Source organism: Ramlibacter sp. G4-7 (genome assembly GCF_057784995.1).
This window is the reverse complement of the sequence record NZ_JBYNTT010000001.1, coordinates 366,718-386,960: the sequence shown is the minus strand read 5'-3', so window position 1 is coordinate 386,960 and position 20,243 is coordinate 366,718. Positions and strand designations below refer to the sequence as shown.

At 69.5% G+C, this 20,243-nt stretch carries 19 protein-coding genes; 13 read left to right on the top strand and 6 right to left on the bottom strand.

From position 1 onward, the window contains the following. The first annotated feature begins 43 nt into the window (after positions 1-43). Positions 44-829: a dioxygenase family protein gene (locus AC3EGR_RS01895; protein WP_488544733.1), complete on the top strand. Its 786-nt coding sequence runs from the start codon at positions 44-46 to the stop codon at positions 827-829. Beyond that, a complete protein-coding gene (gene ypfH / locus AC3EGR_RS01890) occupies positions 826-1,443 on the top strand; it encodes an esterase (RefSeq protein WP_488544732.1) in 618 nt (205 codons plus the stop codon). Before AC3EGR_RS01895 ends, ypfH begins: the two co-directional genes overlap by 4 nt. Here ypfH and AC3EGR_RS01885 read toward each other — a convergent pair. Both AC3EGR_RS01885 and AC3EGR_RS01880 read right to left on the bottom strand, forming a co-directional pair. Then, positions 1,440-1,892, bottom strand: a complete 453-nt coding sequence (locus AC3EGR_RS01885) for a hypothetical protein (RefSeq protein ID WP_488544731.1) — start codon at positions 1,890-1,892, stop codon at positions 1,440-1,442. The genes ypfH and AC3EGR_RS01885 overlap by 4 nt on opposite strands. Positions 1,893-2,009: 117 nt before the next feature. Further along, positions 2,010-3,149, bottom strand: a complete 1,140-nt coding sequence (locus tag AC3EGR_RS01880; protein WP_488544730.1) for an alpha/beta hydrolase — start codon at positions 3,147-3,149, stop codon at positions 2,010-2,012. 117 nt (positions 3,150-3,266) lie between these two features. Here AC3EGR_RS01880 and AC3EGR_RS01875 point away from each other — a divergent pair, with 117 nt between their 5' ends. Then, positions 3,267-3,710: a helix-turn-helix domain-containing protein gene (locus AC3EGR_RS01875; RefSeq protein ID WP_488544729.1), complete on the top strand. Its 444-nt coding sequence runs from the start codon at positions 3,267-3,269 to the stop codon at positions 3,708-3,710. 224 nt (positions 3,711-3,934) lie between these two features. Then, on the top strand, positions 3,935-4,216 hold the full coding sequence (locus tag AC3EGR_RS01870; protein WP_488544728.1) for a hypothetical protein: 282 nt from the start codon (positions 3,935-3,937) through the stop codon (positions 4,214-4,216). Here AC3EGR_RS01870 and AC3EGR_RS01865 read toward each other — a convergent pair. From AC3EGR_RS01865 to AC3EGR_RS01855, 3 genes are read right to left on the bottom strand one after another with little or no spacing between them, the layout of a single operon-like run. Beyond that, entirely contained in the window at positions 4,206-5,099 is an 894-nt protein-coding gene (locus AC3EGR_RS01865; RefSeq protein ID WP_488544727.1) for a LysR family transcriptional regulator, read from the bottom strand. The genes AC3EGR_RS01870 and AC3EGR_RS01865 overlap by 11 nt on opposite strands. 40 nt (positions 5,100-5,139) lie before the next feature. After that, positions 5,140-5,841: a c-type cytochrome gene (locus AC3EGR_RS01860; RefSeq protein WP_488544726.1), complete on the bottom strand. Its 702-nt coding sequence runs from the start codon at positions 5,839-5,841 to the stop codon at positions 5,140-5,142. Continuing rightward, positions 5,841-7,046: a PQQ-dependent sugar dehydrogenase gene (locus tag AC3EGR_RS01855; RefSeq protein ID WP_488544725.1), complete on the bottom strand. Its 1,206-nt coding sequence runs from the start codon at positions 7,044-7,046 to the stop codon at positions 5,841-5,843. The genes AC3EGR_RS01860 and AC3EGR_RS01855 overlap by 1 nt, the downstream gene beginning before the upstream one ends. A gap of 216 nt (positions 7,047-7,262) precedes the next feature. Between AC3EGR_RS01855 and AC3EGR_RS01850 the strand changes: the two genes are divergently transcribed. The 7 genes from AC3EGR_RS01850 to AC3EGR_RS01820 all read left to right on the top strand — a co-directional run bounded on the left by AC3EGR_RS01850 (position 7,263) and on the right by AC3EGR_RS01820 (position 15,345). Further along, positions 7,263-9,413, top strand: coding sequence for a thiamine pyrophosphate-dependent enzyme (locus AC3EGR_RS01850; protein ID WP_488544724.1), 2,151 nt, complete (start codon positions 7,263-7,265; stop codon positions 9,411-9,413). Then, entirely contained in the window at positions 9,410-11,083 is a 1,674-nt protein-coding gene (locus AC3EGR_RS01845; RefSeq protein WP_488544723.1) for an indolepyruvate oxidoreductase subunit beta family protein, read from the top strand. Before AC3EGR_RS01850 ends, AC3EGR_RS01845 begins: the two co-directional genes overlap by 4 nt. 4 nt (positions 11,084-11,087) lie before the next feature. Next, positions 11,088-11,930, top strand: coding sequence for a hypothetical protein (locus AC3EGR_RS01840; protein ID WP_488544722.1), 843 nt, complete (start codon positions 11,088-11,090; stop codon positions 11,928-11,930). A 72-nt stretch (positions 11,931-12,002) separates the two neighbouring features. Then, entirely contained in the window at positions 12,003-13,025 is a 1,023-nt protein-coding gene (locus tag AC3EGR_RS01835; protein WP_488544721.1) for a TRAP transporter substrate-binding protein, read from the top strand. A 72-nt stretch (positions 13,026-13,097) separates the two neighbouring features. Then, positions 13,098-13,616, top strand: a complete 519-nt coding sequence (locus AC3EGR_RS01830) for a TRAP transporter small permease (RefSeq protein ID WP_488544720.1) — start codon at positions 13,098-13,100, stop codon at positions 13,614-13,616. 5 nt (positions 13,617-13,621) lie between these two features. Next, the gene (locus AC3EGR_RS01825) at positions 13,622-14,923 is read left to right on the top strand and encodes a TRAP transporter large permease (protein ID WP_488544719.1); all 1,302 of its coding nucleotides are present in this window, start codon (positions 13,622-13,624) and stop codon (positions 14,921-14,923) included. Positions 14,924-14,925: 2 nt separating this feature from the next. After that, positions 14,926-15,345: an acyl-CoA thioesterase gene (locus tag AC3EGR_RS01820; protein WP_488544718.1), complete on the top strand. Its 420-nt coding sequence runs from the start codon at positions 14,926-14,928 to the stop codon at positions 15,343-15,345. A gap of 7 nt (positions 15,346-15,352) precedes the next feature. On the opposite strand, the gene AC3EGR_RS01815 is transcribed toward AC3EGR_RS01820, so the two are convergent. Continuing rightward, positions 15,353-16,732 carry an FAD-binding oxidoreductase gene (locus tag AC3EGR_RS01815; protein WP_488544717.1) on the bottom strand — a complete coding sequence of 460 codons (1,380 nt, stop codon included), beginning with the start codon at positions 16,730-16,732 and terminating at the stop codon, positions 15,353-15,355. A 177-nt stretch (positions 16,733-16,909) separates the two neighbouring features. Between AC3EGR_RS01815 and AC3EGR_RS01810 the strand changes: the two genes are divergently transcribed. Both AC3EGR_RS01810 and AC3EGR_RS01805 read left to right on the top strand, forming a co-directional pair. Beyond that, positions 16,910-17,167 carry a nickel-binding protein gene (locus AC3EGR_RS01810; RefSeq protein WP_488544716.1) on the top strand — a complete coding sequence of 86 codons (258 nt, stop codon included), beginning with the start codon at positions 16,910-16,912 and terminating at the stop codon, positions 17,165-17,167. Between the two features lie 10 nt (positions 17,168-17,177). Continuing rightward, positions 17,178-20,243 carry a helix-turn-helix transcriptional regulator gene (locus tag AC3EGR_RS01805; RefSeq protein ID WP_488544715.1) on the top strand — a complete coding sequence of 1,022 codons (3,066 nt, stop codon included), beginning with the start codon at positions 17,178-17,180 and terminating at the stop codon, positions 20,241-20,243.

The following is a 20,243-nucleotide window of genomic DNA, read 5'->3' as shown; positions in this document are numbered from 1 at the left end:
TCGGCGCATGGCCGCTCGCCGGCCCTTTTGCAAGGAATCCATCATGTCCCGCATGCCTGTCCTCTTCGTCTCGCACGGTGCGCCCACCTTCGCGCTGGAGCCCGGCCTGCTCGGCCCGCGCCTCACCGCCGCCGGCAGGAAGCTGCCCCGTCCGCGCGCCGTGCTGGTGGTGTCGCCGCACTGGATGACGCGCGGCGTGCGCGTGGCCAGCACGGCAACACCCGCCACCGTGCACGACTTCGGCGGCTTCGACCGCGCCCTGTACCGCATCGAGTACCCCGCGCCTGGCGCGCCGGAGCTGGCAGCGCGCACGGTGGAGGTGCTGCGGGCCGCCGGCTGGCCGGCGCAAGCCGATGCCGAACAGGGCCTGGACCACGGCGCCTGGGTGCCGATCCGCTTCCTTTACCCCCAGGCGGACGTGCCCGTGTTCCAGGTGTCCCTGCCCGCGGACCTGACGGCGGCGCAGGCCTATGCCCTGGGCGAAGCGCTGCAGCCGCTGCGCGACGAAGGCGTGCTGGTGGTGGGCTCCGGCTCGCTGACGCACAACCTCTACGAATTCCGCCTGCAGGGGGGCGAGGACGCGGCGTACGCCCGCGAGTTCGCGGCCTGGATCCGGCAAGCCGTGGAAGCACGCGACGACGAGCGCCTGCAGCAGGCGCTGGACATTGCGCCGCACGCGCAGCGTGCGCACCCGACGCCAGAACACTTCCTGCCGTTGCTGGTCGCCGCCGGCGCTGCCGGGGGCGAGCCCGAGGCGCAAACGCTCGAAGGCGGCATCACCTACGGCGTGCTGGCCATGGACTCCTACCTGTTCGGAGCGCAAGCATGAGCGCGTCCTTGCTGCTGCAATCGCCGCCGGCGCCCACGCACCTGTTCCTGCTGTTCCACGGCGTGGGCGCCAGCGCGCAGGACCTGGCACCGCTGGGCGTGCGCCTGGCGCAGGAGTTTCCCGACGCCGCCGTGGTGAGCGTGGCCGCTCCCGACCGGTCGGACCTCGGACGCGGCCTCCAGTGGTTCTCGGTGATGGGAGTGACCGAAGCCAACCGGCCGGAACGCATTGCCGCCACCCTGCCCCGCTTCGTCGCGGCCGTGCAGGCGTGGCAGCAACGGCTGGGCGTGGGTCGCGACAACACGACCCTCGTCGGCTTCTCCCAGGGCGCGATCATGTCCCTGGCCGCCAGCGAGCAGGAGAACCCGCCCGCCGCCCGCGTGGCCTCCCTGTCCGGCCGCTACCCTGCGTTGCCCACGCGGGCGCCGCACGGCGTGCGGGTGCATTTCGTGCACGGAGATGCCGATCCGGTGATCCCGGCCGCGCATGCGCAGGCCGCGGCGCAGGCGCTGCGCTCACTGGGTGCAGAGGTGACGCTGGACGTGCTGCCCGGCCTCGCGCACGGCATCAGCCGCGACGCGGAGGACGTGCTGGTCGCGCGACTGAAGGCCTAGCCGATGTTGATCACACGCGCATTCGGGAAGCGCGTGAACGGGTCGTAGCCGCGCAGGCCTTCGCGCAGCGTGGGCTCGTGGTTCTGCGCGATGCGGGCGCGCTGGCGCGCATCGGCCTTCCGCATGGTGTCCACCAGGACCTCGTCGAAGCGCAGCAACACCGGCGCCGCATACGGGTACTTCGCATGCGGGTCGTCCAGGATGGACCAGGAGATCACGACATTGCCGTTCGCCATCTGGGCCGCGATCGAATGCGGCGGGAACAGGTGGCGGTACGACTGCCAGAACGCCGCGCGCACGTTGTCGAGCGTGCCCACGCTGAGCGCGGGCGGCTGGCTGCTCTCCGGTGCGGAGGCAGGCCGGATGTCGCTGCCGGCCCAGCGCGACGGGGACCAGAAGGAGGCCTTGCCCGTCCGCTCCGCGCGCGCGCTTGCTGCTTTCGTACCCATGGCCAAACTCCGAAGATGGGCGGATCGTAGGAGTCGCCTGCGCTCGTGGTTGTAGGACATTCCCGACAGGCCGATGAGCTGCCGACGCATGGCGCTGCGGCGGCGGCGGCCCACGACCTAGAGCGAATGGATCCAGTCAGCGATCACTTCCGCCGTCTGCTGCACCAGGGCAGGCTGGCCCGCGAGATAGTGGTTGCCCCCGGGGATGTCGACATTGCGGATGCGCGGCCCGCCGGCCGCCAGCCAGGCGGCACGCGTGCTCGGAAACGTGGACTGGTCGCCTGTATAGGTGCACAGCAGGGTCGGCACGGACGTGCGCGCCAGGTTGCCGGGACCGTCGGCCCGGCTGCGCGGCGACCACTGCGACAGCCACGCGGTCAGCGACGTGACCCGGCCCATCTGGCTGGCCGCGTAGTTGACCGCGCGGGCGCCGTTCGCCCCGGCCCCCCACACGCTGCCCACCGGCCGGTCGTTCGCGTCGAGGGTGAGGTCCAGGAAACGCGGGTCCGCGTGCGTGCGGTAGACCACGAACACCTCGTCGCGCGGGCTGCCCGGCGCCGTGAGGGCGCGCAATTGCCGCAGGCGCTCGCCCACCCACTGGTCGACGCGTTCATAGCGTTGCTGCTGCGCATTGCGGAAGCGCTCGAGGAAATCGTGGCTGAAAGGCGGGGCGTTGGCCGGGTCGTACATGTCCAGCGACGGGTCGCGGGACAAGCCGTCCCGCTCGTCGGTCAGCGATGGATCGATCCAGTTGCGCATGAGGGTCGAGCGGCCTTCGTGCGCCGCGCACAGCGCCAGCCCTTGCACCGGTGGCAGGTCCTGCGGCGACAGGCGCGCCGGGTCCCCGTCGACCATGTGCTCGATGGTCAAGTGCTCGGCCTGCGCCTGGTAGAAGCAGGACAAGGCGGCGCCGCCCGAGTTGCCGACCAGCACCACCTTGTCGTAGCCCTGCGCCCGCAGGAACTGCACGCCGGCGCCCAGATCCTGGATCACGCGCTCCATCAGCAGCAGCGTGTCGTTGCCCGCATAGCGCGAATTCAGGCCCATGCAGGCCACGCCGCGGGCCGCCAGCGGCTCGATCAGGTAGTGGCCCATGAAGTTGCTCGTGGGGTGCATGACGATGGCCGCGGCGCGCTTGGGCCCCGGCGGCTGCATCCAGGCGCCGTAGATGCGCGGGCGCAGCAGCTGCAGCCCGGACTGGCTTTCCATCGCAGCGCCGGGCTGCACGTCGATCGTTGCGAGTTGGAGGTCGGGCATGGCCCGATTGTGTCTCCTCGTGGTGGCCGGCCCGAGCGCGACTATGATGCGCGCCAGGGAAACCAATAACGCCGACCAGACGCGTCAACCGCGCGGAGCCGGCCGACACCGCCAGATATGCCGAACATCGCCGCCCTCCTCAAGGACGAGATTGCCCGCATCGCACGCAAGGAAGTGCGCGCGCAGACGGAAGACGTCCGCAAGGCCTCCGTCCAGTACCGGACCCACATCGCCGGCCTGCGCCGCCGCATCGACGAGCTCGAGCGCGAGCTCAAGCGGGTGCGCAAGGGCGCGACGCGCGCGGCGCCCGCAACGGCGGAGGAAGATGGCGACAACAGTGGCACGCACCGGCGCTTCAGCGCCACCCGGCTGGCGGCGCAGCGCCACAAGCTGGGCCTGTCCGCCGCGGACTTCGCCGCCCTGATCGGCGTGTCTGGCCAGTCCGTCTACAAGTGGGAACACGGCGAAGCGCGCCCGCGGGCCAAGCAGCTCGAAGCGATCGCTGCGCTGCGCGGCATCGGCAAGCGCGAAGCGCAGACGCGGCTGGAACAACTGAAGTAGCGGCGTCGCAGCGCCGTTGGGCGGCCGCGGCGCTCACCGGCCCTTGGCTGCCGGCGCGCAGCGCCGTCGGGTGGCGTCGGCGCGGCGCCGGCAGGTGAACGACGTGACTCCCACCGCTTCGCGACGAATCTTCGGTGGGGTTCGCTGCGCCCACCACCACCCCTACAAGAACCACAGCCTTGCGCTGACAAGCACAGCCGCGCGCGAGGCCCAAGCTCTGGCACATGGATGCTCCTTCCGTTCAGCTGTCCCGCACCGAGCTGGATTTCCTGCACCGCCTGCTGCTGGACCTGCAGTGGCGCGCCGGCGCCGCAGCGGGCGACGACGAGCAGGTCGCGGCACTGGAACTGGCGCTCGCGATGCTGCGCTGGGACGGCGAGCCGCCGCCGGCGCTCGAAGCACAGGTCGGCCTCGGCGCCGCCGTGCAGCTGAAACTGGGGGCCGACGCCATGGTGGCCTGGCGGCAATGGCGCGAAGAGCGCCGCCGCGCGGCCCTCACTGCCTGAACAGTTCCTGGATCTGCTCGCGCAGCCAGCGGTTGCCCGGGTCCGCCTCGAAGCGCCGGCTCCAGTGCAGCGACACGGTGAAGTCGCGCTGCGGAAACGCCGGCTCCACGATCGCATACCCCCCTTCGAAGCCGCGCGCGATGTTGCGCGGCATGATGGCCGCGAGATCGGTCGCCTTGACGATCTCCGGCAGCACCAGGAAGTGCTCGGTCACCAACCGCAGCCGGTCCTCCACGCCCACCTGCTGCACGATGCGCAGCGTCTCGGCATGCGAGCGCACCGCCACGAACTCCAGTTCGCGCATCCCCTGCAAGAGCGCCGCGCCCGCGCGCCGCCTGCGCGTGAAGGGGTGGCCCTCGCGCAGCAACACGATGTAGCGATCCTCCAGCAGGCGCAGGCGCTGGCTGTCCTTGACCATGGGCAGGAAGCCGAACGCGAAGTCGATGCGGCCGGCGTCCAGCGCCTCCATGATTTGCTCGCGCGGCACCGGATGCGTCTGCACGCGCAAGTTGGGGGCGCGCTCGCGCAGCACCACCATGAGCTCCGGCAGGAAGCGGCTCTCGCCGATGTCGCTCATGTGGATGTGGAAGGTGCGGCTGGAGCGCGCCGGGTCGAAACCGGCACTCTCCCCCAACGCCTGCTCCAGGGTCGCGAGCGCCTGCCGCACGGGGTCCGCCAGGCGCTGTGCCTTGGGCGTCGGCTGCACGCCCCCTGCCCTGCGCATGAACAGCGGGTCCTGGATCAGGGTGCGCAGGCGACTGAGGCCCTGGCTGGCGGCGGGCTGCGTGAGGTCCAGCAGTTCGGCTGCACGGCTGACGTTGCGCGTGCGGTAGACCGCATCGAACAGGCGCAGGAGGTTGAGGTCGATGTCCTTGAGATGCATCGGCTGAATGAAGCTTCAGCCGATTATGCGGTTCCCGCCTCTACTTGGCCGCTGGTGCCGCTGGTGCCGCGGCCGGCGCAGGGAACCTGGCCGCGAAGTACGCCAGCGTGTCCAGGTCTTCCACCGGGATCTGGCTCACGGCCTGTGGCATCGCCTGCGTGTAGGCGGGACGCGTGCCCGCATGGTAGCCATGCAGGCTGTCTTTCAGGTAAGCCTCGTGCTGGCCTGCGATGCGCGGCACCTGCTGGCCCCCGCCCAGGTCGGCACCGTGGCAGAAGACGCACTTGTGCTGATCCGCCAAGGCCTTGCCCTTGGCCATGCGTGCCGCGTCGGGCGGCGTCGCAGGCGGCGGGGCCGGCACCGGCGGCAGCGTGCCGATGTAGTCGGAGAAGCCACGCATGTCATCGTCGGTCATGGTCTTCGCCACGGCCGTCATCGCCGCGTTGCTGCGACGGCCTTCGCGGAACAGGAACAGCTGCGTGATCGCATAGAGCGAGGGCTGGCCGGCCAGCACCGGCGTGAGCGGGTCGACCGCGCGCCCGTTGGCGCCATGGCACGCCGCGCACAGGCTGGCGAAGCGCTCCGCATACGACGGCTTGGCAGCCGGCGCGGCGGGCGCCTTGGCAGCACTCCCCGCAGCCTTGGCAGCCGGGGCCTTCTGCTGCCCGTCGGCCTGCGGGGAGACCACCACCAACACCAGCGCCGTCGCACAGGACAGCAGGACTGCGGCCCCTTTGGTCATCACTTGCCGTAACTGATGCGGTAGATCGCACCGGCGTGGTCGTCGCTCACGAGCAGCGAGCCGTCCTTCATCACCAGGAAGTCCACCGGGCGGCCGAGGTACTCGTTGTTCTCGATGAATCCGGTCATGAAGGGCTCGACCTTGGCGCCGCCCTTGCCGTCAGGCCAGGCGACATAGACGCCGTTGTACTTCTTGCTGCGGTTCCACGGGCCATGGATGGCGATGAACATGGCGCCCTGGTACTTCGCCGGGAACATCTTGCCGGTGTAGAACTTCAGGCCGAGCGAGCCGGCGTGCGGGCCCAGCAGCGCGGCGGGCTTCTGGTAGTCGGAGCACGACTTGCCCCAGCCGAACTCGGGGTCGGGGATCGTGCCCTGGTGGCAGAACGGATAGCCGAAGTGCTGCTTGCCCGGCTGCGTGACCACGTTCAGTTCGTCGTTCGGCAGCTCTTCGCTGAACCAGTCGCGGCCGTTGTCGGTGAACCAGAGGTTGCCGGTCTTGGGATCGAAGTCGAAGCCGACCGTATTGCGTACGCCCGAGGCGACTGTCTGGACGTCCGTGCCATCGAGCTTCATGCTGAAGATCTTCGCCCATTGGCCGGGGTCGCAGATGTTGCAAGGCGCCCCGACCGGGTAGTACAGCCTGTCCTTGTAGACACGGATGAACTTCCAGCTGTGGTCGCTGCCGCCGGGGAGATCGTCCTTGAGCACCTTGCTCGGTTCGCCGAGGTTGTCCAGCTTGTCCTCGACGTTGTCGTAGCGGACGATGCGCTTATGCGTCGCGAAGTACAGCGAGCCCTTGTAGAAGTCGATGCCGGTCGCCTGCTCGGTCTTGTCGATGATGGTCTTGGGCGTGCGCTTGCCGTCCACGGCTTTCTCGGGGATGGCATAGACCTTGTTGCCGACGAACAGGGTGCTGACGAAGATGTTGCCCTTGTCGCCCTGGCGCAGCTCACGCGCATCCAGCACGCCCGAAGCCCAGGTCTCGACCTTGAAGCCGGGGGGCAGCTTGAACTTGGAAGTGGGCAGCTTGTCGGGCGCGGTGGGAATCGGGAAGGCCGGCACCGGCGCCATCTTCATCGCGCTGTCGTTCGCCTTGGGGCGCCCCTTGGCCCATCCGGGCTCCTCGGCCGGTGGCGATTGCGCGAGCGCCGAAAGCGCGACGCCGCAGAGGGTTGCAAGCACAAGCGAGCGAACGTGCACCATGACTTGTCTCCGTTGGTTTTGGGAGCGCCGATTCTGATCCATGCCCAGCAGGGGAGCAATAAGCAGATGAGCCGGAATTCGAAAGTCCAGCTCGGCCATTTGTTACCAAATTCCAGAACGTGCCGTCATGCCTTGCCCGCATACCGCTTAGTCGCCTCATTGGATTGATCGATGGCGCCGCTTCGCGGACACTGGCACGTTCCCCGGAGGTAGGCTTTGGAAGTTTCATTCAGCAAGGAAATCGAATCGTTGCGCCTGGGCGCGGGCGACACCTTCCACGGCGAGGGCATCCTCGCCATCACCAAGGCCCTCCTGCAGTCCGGGGTTGCCTACATCGGCGGCTACCAGGGCGCGCCCGTGTCGCACCTGCTGGACGTGATGGTCCAGGCCAAGGACTACATGGACGAGCTGGGCGTGCACGTGGAGGCCTGCTCCAACGAGGCCTCGGCCGCCGCGATGCTGGGCGCGTCCATCCACTATCCGCTGCGCGGCGCCGTCACCTGGAAGTCCATCGTCGGCACCAACGTCGCTGCCGACGCGCTGTCCAACCTCAGCTCGCCCGGGGTGACCGGCGGGGCGCTGATCGTCGTGGGCGAGGACTACGGCGAAGGCGCTTCCGTGATCCAGGAGCGCACGCACGCGTTCGCGCTGAAGTCCACCATGTGCCTGCTGGATCCGCGGCCGGACCTCGGCGTCATGACGCGCATGGTGGAGGAAGGCTTTCGCCTGTCCGAGACCTCCAACATGCCGACGATCCTGGAGCTGCGCATCCGCGCGTGCCACGTGCGCGGCAGCTTCGAGGCCAAGGACAACGTCAAGCCGCCGGTCTCCACGCGCCAGCTGATGGAGGACCCGGCCGGCTTCGACTACATGAAGCTGGCACACCCGCCGGTGACCTTCCGCCAGGAAAAGCTCAAGGGCGAGCAGCGCATCCCCGCCGCGCGCAGGTACATCGTGGAGCACAAGCTCAACGAACTGTTCCCCGGCAAGCACGAAGACCTGGGCATCATCGTGCAGGGCGGCATCTACAACGCCTTGATCCGCAGCCTGCAGCAGCTGGGCCTGGCAGACGCCTTCGGCGAGACCCAGGTTCCGATCCTGTGCCTGAACGTGACCTATCCGCTGGTGCCCGAGCAGGTCGCGGACTTCTGCGTCGGCAAGCGCGCGGTGCTGGTGGTCGAGGAAGGCCAGCCCGAGTTCATCGAGCAGGAGATCGCCACGCTGCTGCGCCGGCGCGACCTCCAGACGAAGCTGCACGGCAAGGACCTGCTGCCCATGGGCGGCGAGTACACGGTGGAGGCGCTCTCCGTCGGCCTGACGCAATTCGCGTCCAGCTACCTGCCGGGCCCCGCCGTCGAGGAAGCCAAGCGCTGGCTGGCCGGCAACAAGGAGCGGCGCGACGCGGTTGCCAAGGCCACCCGGCCCCTGCCGGCCCGTCCGCCGGGTTTTTGCATCGGCTGTCCCGAGCGGCCGGTGTTCTCGGCGCTCAAGCTCGCGCAGGAGCAGATCGGCAAGGTGCACATCGCCGCCGACATCGGCTGCCACGCGCTGGCCACCTTCGAACCCTTCTCCAGCGGCCATTCCATCCTGGGCTACGGCATGTCGCTCGCATCGCGCGCGGGCGTGTCGCCGATGATGCAGCGGCGTACCCTGGCCATCATGGGCGACGGCGGCTTCTGGCACAACGGCCTGCTCACGGGCGTGCAGAGCGCGCTGTTCAACAACGACGACGCGGTGCTGCTGATCTTCAAGAACGGCTACACCTCCGCCACCGGCACGCAGGAGATCATCTCCACGCCGCAGGAGGACGCGAAGTACAGCGCCTCCGACAAGGGGGCCAGCATAGTCCACACCAACCAGACGATCGAGTCCGCGCTCAAGGGCCTGGGCCTGCAGTGGATGCGCACGGTGAACACCTACGACGTGGAGCAGATGCGGCGCACGCTCACCGACGCTTTCACCAGCGACTTCAACGGCCTGAAGGTGATCATCGCCGAGGGCGAATGCCAGCTGGAGCGCCAGCGCCGCGTCAAGCCCTGGATCCAGTCGCTGCTGAAGAAGGGCGAGCGCGTCGTGCGCGTGAAGTACGGCGTGGACGAGGACGTGTGCAACGGCGACCACGCCTGCATCCGCCTGTCCGGCTGCCCGACGCTCACCATCAAGGACAACCCCGATCCGCTGAAGGTGGACCCGGTGGCGACCGTGATCGACGGCTGCGTGGGCTGCGGCTTGTGCGGCGCCAACGCGCACGCCGCAACGCTGTGCCCCAGCTTCTACCGCGCCGAAGTCGTGCAGAACCCCCGCTGGCACGAGCGCCTGCTCCACTCTTTCCGCAGCGCCGTCGTGCGTGCGCTGCAACCGGCATGAAGACCCAACCCATCACCCTGCTGGTCGGCGCCCTGGGCGGCGAAGGCGGCGGCGTCCTGACCGAATGGCTGGTCGACACTGCGCTTCATGCCGGCTACGCGGCGCAAGCCACCTCGATCCCCGGCGTGGCCCAGCGCACCGGTGCGACGACCTACTACATCGAAGTGTTCCCGGTGCCCGTCTCCGAGCTGGGAGGCAAGCGTCCGGTGTTCAGCCTGAACCCGGTGCCGGGTGCGCTCGATGCGCTCGTGTCCTCCGAACTGCTGGAGACGGCGCGGCAAATCGGCAACGGCCTCGCATCGCCGGACCGCACGCTGGTCATCTCGTCGTCGGCTCGTGCGCTCACGACCATGGAGCGCATGCAGATGGGGGACGGGCGCATGGACACGGGCGAGCTCGTGAAGGTCGTGCAGCAGTTCAGCCGCGTGCACCATGTGTTCGACATGAACGTGATCGCCAAGGAAAGCGGCACGGTGGTGAGCGCCGTGCTGCTGGGCGCCATCGCGGGCAGCGGGCTGTTCCCGTTCCGGCGTGAGCATTACGAGGCGGTGGTGAAGGCCGGCGGCCGGGGCGCGGATGCGAGCCTGCGCGGGTTCGCGAAGGCCTTCGAGATCGTGGCGAAGGGGAAGGTGCAGGCCGACTTCCTGGAGCAGGTGATGGGGGCGAACAAGCTTTCATCCGGCATGCTCACCAACGAGGGCTCGGTGCTCCAGAGCGATGCCGCGGCCGACGCGACCGCCGCGGCGACACGCAGCAGCGCGTCGGCAGCGCCGCACGCCGCGCGCTTTCCCGCGCCCGTGCGCGAGATGTTCTCCCTCGGCCACGCGCGGCTGCTGGAGTACCAGGGCCAGGCCTACGCCGACCTGTACGTCAAGCGCCTGCAGTCCGTCCTCGAGGCCGAAACCGATGCCGACCCGCAAGGCACGCACGGTTACGCGATCACCCGCGAGATGGCGCGCTGGCTGGCGCTGTGGATGGCCTTCGACGACATCGTGCGCGTGGCCGACCTCAAGAGCCGCGCGTCGCGCTGGACGCGCGTGCAGGGTGAGGTCAAGGCGGGCGAGGACGAGCTGCTGAAGGTCTACGACCATTTCAAGCCGGGCGTTCCCGAATTCGCGGCCATGCTGCCCCCGTCGCTGGCCGGCCGGCTGGTCGCGTGGGACCGCAAGCGCATCGCGCGCGGCAAGCAGGCCTGGGCCCTGCCCCTGAAGATCGGCACGCACAGCGTGTTCGGCATGCTGGCCCTGCGTGTGCTGGCCAGCACGAAGGCGCTGCGCCGGCACGGCAGCCGCTTCGCCCTGGAGCAGCGCATGATCGAGCAGTGGCTGCAGGGCGTGGTGCAAGGCACGCAACGCCTGTGGGAGCTGGGGCACGAGATCGCGCTGTGCGGCCGGCTGATCAAGGGCTATGGCTCCACCAACGAACGCGGCAAGGAGAACCTGCTGCACGTGCTGGAGCACCTGGCCATGGGCGGCGTGCCGGCCGAAGCCGCTGCCGCGGTGCGCGCAGCGCGCGTGGCCGCGCTGGCCGACGATGCGGGCAAGGCACTGGACGTCGCACTGGTGCAGCACGGCGCCCCGCCGCGCCCGGTGAAGGCCGTGCCCATCCACTGGGTGCGCAAGCCCCGCGGCCTGGCCGCCGGCGAAGAGACCAACCTGAAGGCGCACTGAAGCGATGCAAGACCTGATCAACATCTCCGACGTGCCGGTGGTCGAGCGCCAGCATGCGCGCGCCGGCCTGTTCCACTCGCAGTCCCTGCTCAATGGCACGGAACGCACGCCGGAGAACTTCTACCTGCAGCTCTCGCACCTGCACGACGACTTCTTCTCGCCGCGCCATCGGCACAACTTCGACCAGGTGCGCGTGCAGCTCGTGGGCGACGCCAGCTTCACGCGCGACGGCGTCATGCGCCCGGGCATGGTCGGCTACTTCCCCGAAGGCGTGTACTACGGACCGCAGGAGAACGCCGGCGAGTCGAAGACGCTGGTGCTGCAGTTCGGCGGCGCGAGCGGCAGCGGCTACATCTCCGAAGAACGCTTCCAGCAGGGCGTCGAGGAGCTGAAGGCCTTCGGCAGCTTCGACAAAGGCGTGTTCCATCGTCCGAAGGAGGACGGCGGCCGGAAGAACCAGGACGCCTACGAAGCGGTGTGGGAACACATCCACGGCCGCAGGATGGAGTACCCCCGGAGCGAGCACGCCGAGCCGGTCTTCATGGACCCGCAGGCCGTCGCCTGGCAGGACGAGCCCGGCGCCCCCGGCGTGCAGCGCAAGCTGCTGGGCGTGTTTTCCGCACGCAAGACCCGCATCAGCGTCCTGGGCATCGCCGCCGGCGCCACGGCCACGCTGGCCCCGCATTCCATTGCCTTCGTGTTCTCCGGCCGCGGAGCGACGGCCGGCCAGCAATGGCGCCAGCACGCGACGCTGCGCACGGGCGCGGAAGCGGGGACCCTGCGGGCCGAAGAAGCCAGCGACGTGCTGGAACTCCACATCCCGCCGCTCGGCCTCGCCGGGAACTGAGGGAAACCACGATGGCGGCACGGCGGTTTTCGTTATACAAAGTAACGGTTCATGAACCAGGAGAAGAAAACGATGCGTAACCGATTCACGATGGCGGCCTTGGCCGCCGCCCTCGCACTGGCTGCCGGCTGGGCGCAAGCGCAGGACAAGGCGGTGACGATGAAGCTTTCGAGCTGGGTGCCGGCGCAGCACCCGCTGAACCCGAGCCTGCAGGCCTGGGCCGACGACATCAAGAAGGCGTCCAACGGCACCATCAACGCCACGCTGTTCCCGAGCGAGCAGCTGGGCAAGGCCTTCGACCACTACGACATGGCGCGAGACGGGATCGCCGACTTCGCGTACGTGAACCCGGGCTACCAGCCGGGCCGCTTCCCCATCTTCGCCGGCACGTCGATCCCCTTCCTGTTCGCCAACGGCAAGGGCGGCACCGCCGCCATCGACGCCTGGTACCGTCAATACGCCGAGAAGGAGATGAAGGACGTGAAGTTCTGCTTCGCCTTCGTGCACGACCCCGGCACCTTCCACGCCCGCAAGAAGATCACCCTGCCCTCCGACATCAAGGGCATGAAGATCCGTCCCGCCACCAGCACCATCGGCCAGATGGTCACCTCGCTGGGGGGCACCAACGTGCAGGCTTCGGCGCCCGAATCGCGCGACATGCTGGAACGCGGCGTGGCCGACGCCCTCACCTTCCCGTGGGGTTCCGTCGTGCTGTTCGGCATCGACAAGGTGGTCACGTTCCACATGGACGCGCCGCTGTACGTGACGCCGTTCGTGTGGGTGATGAACAAGGACAAGTACAACGCGATGTCCGCCGCCCAGAAGAAGGTGATCGACGACCACTGCACGACCGAGTGGGCGGAGAAGGTCGCGACGCCCTGGGCCGATTTCGAGTACGGCGGCCGCGCCAAGATCGGCGCCCAGCCCGGCCACGAAATCTACAAGCTCACGCCGGAGCAGATGAAGGCCTGGCACGACGCCATGGGTCCGGTGGAGGCGCAGTGGGCCGAAAGCGTCAAGAAGGCGGGCCAGGACCCGAAGAAGGTCATGGACTCCCTGAAGGCCAACCTGGTCAAGTACAAGGCCGCGCTGTAACCCCGAGCAAGCCTGCGGGGCCGTGCCTGCCCGCCTTGGGGAGGCCGGCCCTTTTCTTTGCGGAACGAGCCTGTGAAAAAGCGGAACTTCGCCGACAGTTTCATCAACACCATCGAGTGGCTCGCCGCCATCTTCGTGGGCCTGGTGGCGCTGAACATCTTCGTGAACGTGCTGCTGCGCAAGTTTTTCAGCACGTCGATCCCCGACTACTACGACTTCGGCCGGCTGCTCCTGGGCATCCTGATCTTCTGGGGCATCGCCGCCACCAGCTACCGCGGCGGCCACATCACCGTGGACCTGGTCTGGTCCGCGGCCAACCAGAAGTGGAAGCGCATCATCGACGTGTTCGCCACGCTGGTGCTGCTGTTCGTCGTCGCCGTGCAGACCTACACGCTGTACGACAAGGTGCACGTCACCTTCTCCGACAACATCCAGACCGCGGACCTGAACATCCCTACCTGGCCCTTCGCGCTCATCGCATGGGTGGGTGACGTCTGCGCCGTGCTGCTGATCGCGGTGCGCACGTTCCGCCTGGTCTTCAAGCCGGAGTCGCTGCACGACGAGCACTACGAACAGAAGGCGATGGAATAAGAACAATGAGCAACGACCTCATCGCCCTGCTGGGCTTCGTCTCCCTCTTCGCGCTGATGCTGCTGCGCGTGCCCGTGGGCATGGCCATGGGCCTGGTGGGCATCACCGGCTACGGCTTCATCAACGGCTTCGGCCCGGCGCTGAAGCTGGTGGGCCAGACGTCCATGCGCACGGTGACCGACTACACCTTCGGCGTGATCCCGATGTTCATGCTGATGGGCGCCCTCGTGTCCGTCTCGGGCGTCAGCCGCGAGCTGTTCAAGGCGGCGAATTCCATGATCGGCCACCTGCGCGGCGGCCTCGGCGTGGCGACCGTCGTGGCCTGCGGCGGCTTCGCGGCGATCTGCGGTTCGTCCGTGGCGACGGCGGCCACCTTCTCCGGCGTCGCCTACCCGGAGATGCGACGCTTCGGTTACCCGCAATCGTTCGCCACCGGCGTGATCGCCGCGGGCGGCACGCTGGGGGCCATGTTGCCGCCTTCCACGGTGCTCGCGGTGTACGCGATCCTGACGCAGCAGGACATCGGCAAGCTGTTCATGGCCGGCATCATCCCCGGCCTGCTGGCGATGCTCATGTACGTGATCACCATCATGATCATCGTGCGGGTGAAGCCGGACTGGCTGCCGCGCGGCGAAGCGAAGTCCTGGTCCGAGCGCGCCGCCGACCTGAAGAGCGTGTGGGCGCCGCTGGTGCTGTTCCTGTTCGTGATCGGCGGCCTCTACGGCGGCTTCTTCACGCCGACGGAAGCCGGCGGCGTGGGCGCGAGCGGCGCCTTCATCCTGGGCATCCTGCGCGGCAAGCTCGATCGCGCCAAGATCAAGGAAGCGCTGCTCTCGGCGACCCGCACGGCCGCCGCGGTGTTCACCGTGCTGATCGGCGCGCTGATGTTCGGCTACTTCCTGACCATCACGCAGACGCCGCAGAAGCTCACCGGCTTCCTCACTTCGCTGGGCGTCGGCCCCTATGGCGTGCTGATCCTGATCATGATCATGTACCTCGTGCTGGGCTGCCTGATGGACGCCATGGCCATGATCATCCTCACGGTGCCCATCATCTTCCCGGTGATCATGCACCTGGGCTTCGACCCGATCTGGTTCGGCATCATCATCGTGATGACCGTGGAGCTCGGGCTGATCCATCCACCGGTGGGGATGAACGTCTTCGTCATCAAGTCCGTGGTGCAGGACGTGACGTTCACCACCATCTTCCGCGGCGTGCTGCCGTTCGTGGCGACCGACATCATCCGCCTGGTGATCCTCATCTCCTTCCCGATCATCGCGCTCTGGCTGCCGGGGAAAATGGGTTAATCGTGAGCAAGGAAGTCATCTACACCGTCCAGGTCGAGTTCGGCCACTGCGACCCGGCGCGCATCGTCTGGTTCCCGAACTTCTTCCGCTGGATCGACCACGCGTCGCGCTACTTCTTCATCGAATGCGGCGTGCCGCCCTGGCACGAGACCGAGAAGACGATGGGCATCATCGGCACGCCGGTGGTGGACTCGCATTCCCGGTTCATCAAGACCGCCACCTACGGCGACACGCTGCAGTTCCACGTGAGCATCCCCGAGTGGCGCGGCAAGAGCTACGTGCAGCGCTACCGCTGCTTCCGCGGTGCCGACGCCATCATGGAATGCGACGAGGTGCGCATCTTCGCGGCGCGGCGCGACGACGATCCCTCGCAGATCCGCGCCGTGCCGGCACCGGAGGAGATCCGGCGCCTGTGCACGTGAGCGCGGTTCAGGCCGCCTGCGGCCGGATGTTCTGGTTCACCCGGAACAGGTTGGCCGGATCGTACTTCGCCTTGATCGCCGCCAGCCGGTCGTAGTGTTCGCGGTAGGTCGCGCGCACCCGCTCCTGGCCTTCGTCCATCATGAAGTTCACGTACGCGCCGCCCGCCGAGTAGGGGTGCAGCGCGTCCCAGTAGTTGCGGCACCAGCTCGCGATGAGTTCGGCGTTCGCCGGATCGGGGTCGACGCCCACGATCACCTCCGCGAACTTCGCGTCGCGGTAGGCGAAGGGGGTGTCGTTGCGCCCGACGCGGTGCACGGCGCCGTCGATCGGGTACAGGTGCATGCTGGACTGCCAGGTGGGCATGCGTGCCCCGTGCTCCACATGCCGGGCGATCGCCTCGTCGGAGAGTTCGTTGACGAAGTCCGCGCGCCAGTACCACTGGTGGCCCGGCGGGTAGATCGGGTCGAACGCACTCTGGAGAACCGGGTAGGGCATGGGCTGGATGCCGTAGAGCGCAGGCTCCATCGCGCGCACCGGGGCCAGGTCGCGGTCGGCCTGGGCCGCGCTGCCGCTGTGGCACCAGACGACGCCGCACATCTTCTTCAGGTGCAGGGCCTCCGGGAACGGGGGGCCGGGTGGCACCGTGAGGAAGGCAAAGAAGCCGTTGAGCTCGGTCGGCGCCTGCACGATGAAGTCGCGGTACCACTTCATCACGCGCTCGGCCTGGTCCAGGGGCCACAGCGTCGGCCCCGCATGCACCGTGCCGACCGCGTGCAGCTTGAACTCGAAGGACGTGACCACGCCGAAGTTGCCGCCGCCGCCGCGCACGGCCCAGAACAGGTCCTCGTTTTCGCGCGCGCTGGCCGTCACGAAACGCCCATCGGCCAGCACCACGTCCACGCCCAGCAGGTTGTCGATGGTCAGGCCGAACCGGCGCGCCAGGTGGCCGATGCCGCCGCCCAGCGTGAGGCCGCCGACGCCGGTGGTGGAGATGATGCCGGCCGGGGTGGCCAGCCCGAACGCATGGGTGGCGTGGTCCACGTCGGCCCAGGTGCAGCCGCCCTCCACCCGCGCCGTGTGCGCCCTGGGGTCCACGCGGATGCCGCGCATGGCGCCCAGGTCGATGACGAGGCCGTCGTCGCAGGTGCCCAGCCCGCCGCCGTTGTGGCCGCCGCCGCGCACCGCCAGCAGCAGCTTCTCGTCGCGGGCGTGGTGCACGCAGGCGATCACGTCGGCGACGTCGGCGCAGCGCGCGATCAGCGCCGGCTTGCGGTCGATCATGGCGTTGTAGACCTTGCGCGCGGTTTCGTAACCGTCATCGCCGCGCTGCAGGAGCTTGCCGCGCAGTTGCGCGCGCAAGGCCTGGACGGAGGGGGTGTCGCTCATGGTCGGCTCCTCGGTGGATGGGAGCACCCAGTCTAGGAAGCGCCCGCGCGCGCCGCCATGGACAGCATTGATCAATTTGCGCGAGCCCTGCCATGCGCCGCGAATGGTCAGACCTGACTAGTTGACCCTGCCGGGCCCAGCCCGCAGAATTTCCCTTCCGAGGCCGATGGAGGTCCCGTGGCCCTGTTCCTCATCGAACGCAACTTCCCCGGCGCGCTGGAGCTCGACGCGCAAGGGGTGGCCGCGATCCACGCGGTCAATGCCGAGGTGGGCGTGAACTGGCTGTACTCCTTCCTGTCCGCCGACCGCCGCAAGACCTACTGCCTCTACGAGGCGCCGAATGCGGAGGCGATCCGCGAGGCGGCGCGCCGTGCCAGGGTGCCGGCCGACATGATCATCGAGGTCTCGCACCTGCAGCCCGAGCTCGTGCGCTGAAGGTTCCGCCATGACCCTGCCCTGTCCCCGCTGCGGCCGCCGGACGCGGCCGGATGCGCGCTTTTGCGACGGCTGCGGGCTGGGCCTGCCCGGCGCGGACGAAGCGGAACCCGCCGCGGCGGACCCGGACGCGCAGGACTGCGGGCGCGAAGCCGAACTCGCGGTCGTCGAGCAGCGCGTGCGGGCCGCCCTGGCCGGCAGCGGCGGCACGCTCGCGTTCTGCGGCGAGCCCGGCATCGGCAAGTCGCACACGGCGCAGGAGGCGGCGCGGCGCGCCGGTGCGCGTGGCATGCACGTGCTCTGGGGACGCTGCAAGGAGGAACCTGGGGCGCCGCCCTACTGGCCCTGGCTCCAGCTGCTGCAGTCCTGGATGGATGGACACGACGACGCTGCCCTGCAGCGCGCGCTGGGACGCGGCGCGGACGCCCTGGCCGATCTGCTGCCGGAGCTGTCGCAGCGCGTGCCGGGACTGCGCCCGCAACCGGCGCGGCGCGATTCGCTCCAGGCCCGCTTCCGCATGTTCGAAGCGGTGGCGGCCTTCTGGAAGCGCGCGGCGCTCGAGCAGCCGCTGCTTGTGGTGCTGGAGAACGTGCACTGGGCCGATGCCTCCTCCCTGCGGCTGCTGGAATTCCTGGCGCCCGCACTGCCGCAACAAGCCCTGCTGGTGCTCCTCACCTACCGCGACATGGAGCTGTCGCGCCAGCATCCGCTGTCCGCCACGCTCGCGGCGCTGGCGACGGAGACGGCGTTCGAGCGCGTGCGGCTGGCGGGCCTGCCGCGCGCGTACACCGCGCGCCTGATGCAGCGCGCCGCCGGAGCGGGCGTGCCGACGGCGCTCGTGGACGAAGTGCATGGACGCACGGAAGGCAACCCGCTGTTCGTGGGCGAGATGACGCGGCTGCTGCTGCAGGAAGGACTGCTCGGGCCGGCGGCGGCAGCCTGCCGCGGGGGGCCGCAACGCATCCCCGAAGGCATCAAGGAGGTGATCGGCCGCCGCCTCAATCGCCTGGCGGAGGCGACCAACCAGGTGCTCTCGTGCGCCGCCGCGATCGGCCGCCAGTTCGATGCGGGACTGCTGCTGCGCGTGCTGCAGGACGTGGACGTGGACGAGGACGCGTGCCTGCGCGCGCTGGAAGAGGCGCTGCAGGCGCGGGTGCTGGAGGCGCTGCCGCAGCCCGGCACCTACCGCTTCGGCCACGCGCTGTTCCGCGAAACGCTGTACGAAGAGATCGCGGCGCCGCGGCGCAGCCGGCTGCATCTTCGGGTGGCGCGGGCGATCGAGGAGAGCGGCGATGCCGGCCCGGGAGCCCTCGCGGCCCTGGCCTGGCACCACGCCGCCGCCCTGCCCGGCGGTGACCCGGTGCGCGCCGCCGGCCATGCGCGCCGTGCGGCTGAACAGGCCGCGGCGCTGCTCGCCCACGAGGAGGCCGCGCGCTACTACGCCCTGGCCCTCGACTGCATGGAGGCGGGCGGCAGTTTCCCGCCGGGCCTGCGCTGCGAGCTGCTCAATGCGCTGGGCGAGGCGCACAACCGCGCCGGCGATTACGTCCTGGCGCGGCAGGTGTTCGAGCAGGCCGCACGGCTCGCGCGCCACGAGCAGCACGCCGGGGAGCTCGCGCGCGCTGCCATCGGGTTCGAGGTGGCGACGTGGTGCCCCGGCCTGCCGGGCGTGGCGGCCGCGCGCTGGCTGCGCGAGGCGCTGGACCTGGCGCCCGCCGAGGACCTCGCGTCGGTCGCGCGCCTGCTCAGCGCGCTCACGCGGGCCCTGATCTACAGCGGCGAGGAAGCGCAGGCCATGCGCGTGCATGGGCAGGCGCTGGCCACCGCGCGCCGCTGCGGCGACCCGCAGGTGATCGCCACGACGCTGGTCTCCACGCTCTCGGCGCGCTGGCAGCACGAGCGCCGCTGCGAGCGCAGCGCGGCGGCCGAGGAGGCGCGCCGGCTGGCCGCCTCTGTCGGCGACCGCGCACTGGAAGTGGATGCCTCGGCCTGGATGACCTTCGACCGCTTCGAGGCCGGCGACATGGACGCCTGGCGCGCGGGCGTGGCCGAGTACGAGCGCCATGCGGAGGACCTGCGGGAGCCCTTCCTGCTCTATGTCGCGGCCTCCTCGCGCACCATGCACGCGCTGCTGGAAGGGCGCTTCGCCGATGCGGAGGAACTCGCCCGCCAGACCTACGCCGTGGGCGCGCGCATGCCCGGCCTCGACGCGGCCGGCGTGTACGGCGTGCAGATGTTCACCTTGCGGCGCGACCAGGGCCGGCTGGCGGAGCTCGGTCCCGCCGTGCAGCGCTTCGTCGACGACAGCGGCGGCGCCCACGTGTGGCGCCCCGGGCTGGCCATGGTCTATGCGGAACTGGGCCAGCTGGAGGACGCACGGCGCGAGTTCGAACTGCTGGCGGCCGACGACTTCGGCGGCATCGCGCGCGACGGCGTGCGCGCCGCCAGCATCGCCTACCTCGCGCAGGTGGCCGCGGCGCTGGGAGACGCCGCGCGCGCGGAGCGGCTGTATGCGCTGCTGCTGCCCTTCGCCGGGTGCAACCTGATGGCCGGTACCACCATCGCCTGCCTGGGGGCGGGCGACATGCTGCTGGGCCTGCTCGCATCCACCATGCACCGCTGGGACGCCGCGCAAGCGCACCTGCGCGCGGCCCTGGCCTTCAACGAGCGGCAGGGCGCCCGGCCCGGGCTCGCGTACACGCGCCAGCACCTGGCGGCCATGCTGCTGGCGCGCGACGCGTCCGGCGACCGCGCCGAGGCCCGCGGCCTGCTGGCCGCGGCGGCGGCCGAAGCGCAGAGCCTGGGCATGCGCGCCCTCGAACAGCGCGTCGCCACCTTGCAGGGCCAGGCCGGGCCCGCGCGCACCTACCCCGCGGGCCTGAGCGAGCGCGAGGTGCAGGTGCTGCGCTTCGTGGCGGCGGGCAGGAGCAACCGGCAGATCGCCGACGTCCTGTTCGTCAGCCCCAACACGGTGGCCAACCACGTGCGCAGCATCCTGAGCAAGACCCGGTCGAGCAACCGCACCGAAGCGGCGGCGTTCGCGATCCGCAACGCCATGGGCGGCCCGCCGGCCTGA

Excerpts from the sequence above, each read along its gene's own strand:
- AC3EGR_RS01895 (WP_488544733.1), top strand. The coding sequence starts at position 44 with ATGTCCCGCATGCCTGTCCTCTTCGTCTCGCACGGTGCGCCCACCTTC.
- ypfH (WP_488544732.1), top strand. The coding sequence starts at position 826 with ATGAGCGCGTCCTTGCTGCTGCAATCGCCGCCGGCGCCCACGCACCTG.
- AC3EGR_RS01885 (WP_488544731.1), bottom strand. The coding sequence starts at position 1,892 with ATGGGTACGAAAGCAGCAAGCGCGCGCGCGGAGCGGACGGGCAAGGCC.
- AC3EGR_RS01880 (WP_488544730.1), bottom strand. The coding sequence starts at position 3,149 with ATGCCCGACCTCCAACTCGCAACGATCGACGTGCAGCCCGGCGCTGCG.
- AC3EGR_RS01875 (WP_488544729.1), top strand. The coding sequence starts at position 3,267 with ATGCCGAACATCGCCGCCCTCCTCAAGGACGAGATTGCCCGCATCGCA.
- AC3EGR_RS01870 (WP_488544728.1), top strand. The coding sequence starts at position 3,935 with ATGGATGCTCCTTCCGTTCAGCTGTCCCGCACCGAGCTGGATTTCCTG.
- AC3EGR_RS01865 (WP_488544727.1), bottom strand. The coding sequence starts at position 5,099 with ATGCATCTCAAGGACATCGACCTCAACCTCCTGCGCCTGTTCGATGCG.
- AC3EGR_RS01860 (WP_488544726.1), bottom strand. The coding sequence starts at position 5,841 with ATGACCAAAGGGGCCGCAGTCCTGCTGTCCTGTGCGACGGCGCTGGTG.
- AC3EGR_RS01855 (WP_488544725.1), bottom strand. The coding sequence starts at position 7,046 with ATGGTGCACGTTCGCTCGCTTGTGCTTGCAACCCTCTGCGGCGTCGCG.
- AC3EGR_RS01845 (WP_488544723.1), top strand. The coding sequence starts at position 9,410 with ATGAAGACCCAACCCATCACCCTGCTGGTCGGCGCCCTGGGCGGCGAA.
- AC3EGR_RS01840 (WP_488544722.1), top strand. The coding sequence starts at position 11,088 with ATGCAAGACCTGATCAACATCTCCGACGTGCCGGTGGTCGAGCGCCAG.
- AC3EGR_RS01835 (WP_488544721.1), top strand. The coding sequence starts at position 12,003 with ATGCGTAACCGATTCACGATGGCGGCCTTGGCCGCCGCCCTCGCACTG.
- AC3EGR_RS01825 (WP_488544719.1), top strand. The coding sequence starts at position 13,622 with ATGAGCAACGACCTCATCGCCCTGCTGGGCTTCGTCTCCCTCTTCGCG.
- AC3EGR_RS01815 (WP_488544717.1), bottom strand. The coding sequence starts at position 16,732 with ATGAGCGACACCCCCTCCGTCCAGGCCTTGCGCGCGCAACTGCGCGGC.
- AC3EGR_RS01805 (WP_488544715.1), top strand. The coding sequence starts at position 17,178 with ATGACCCTGCCCTGTCCCCGCTGCGGCCGCCGGACGCGGCCGGATGCG.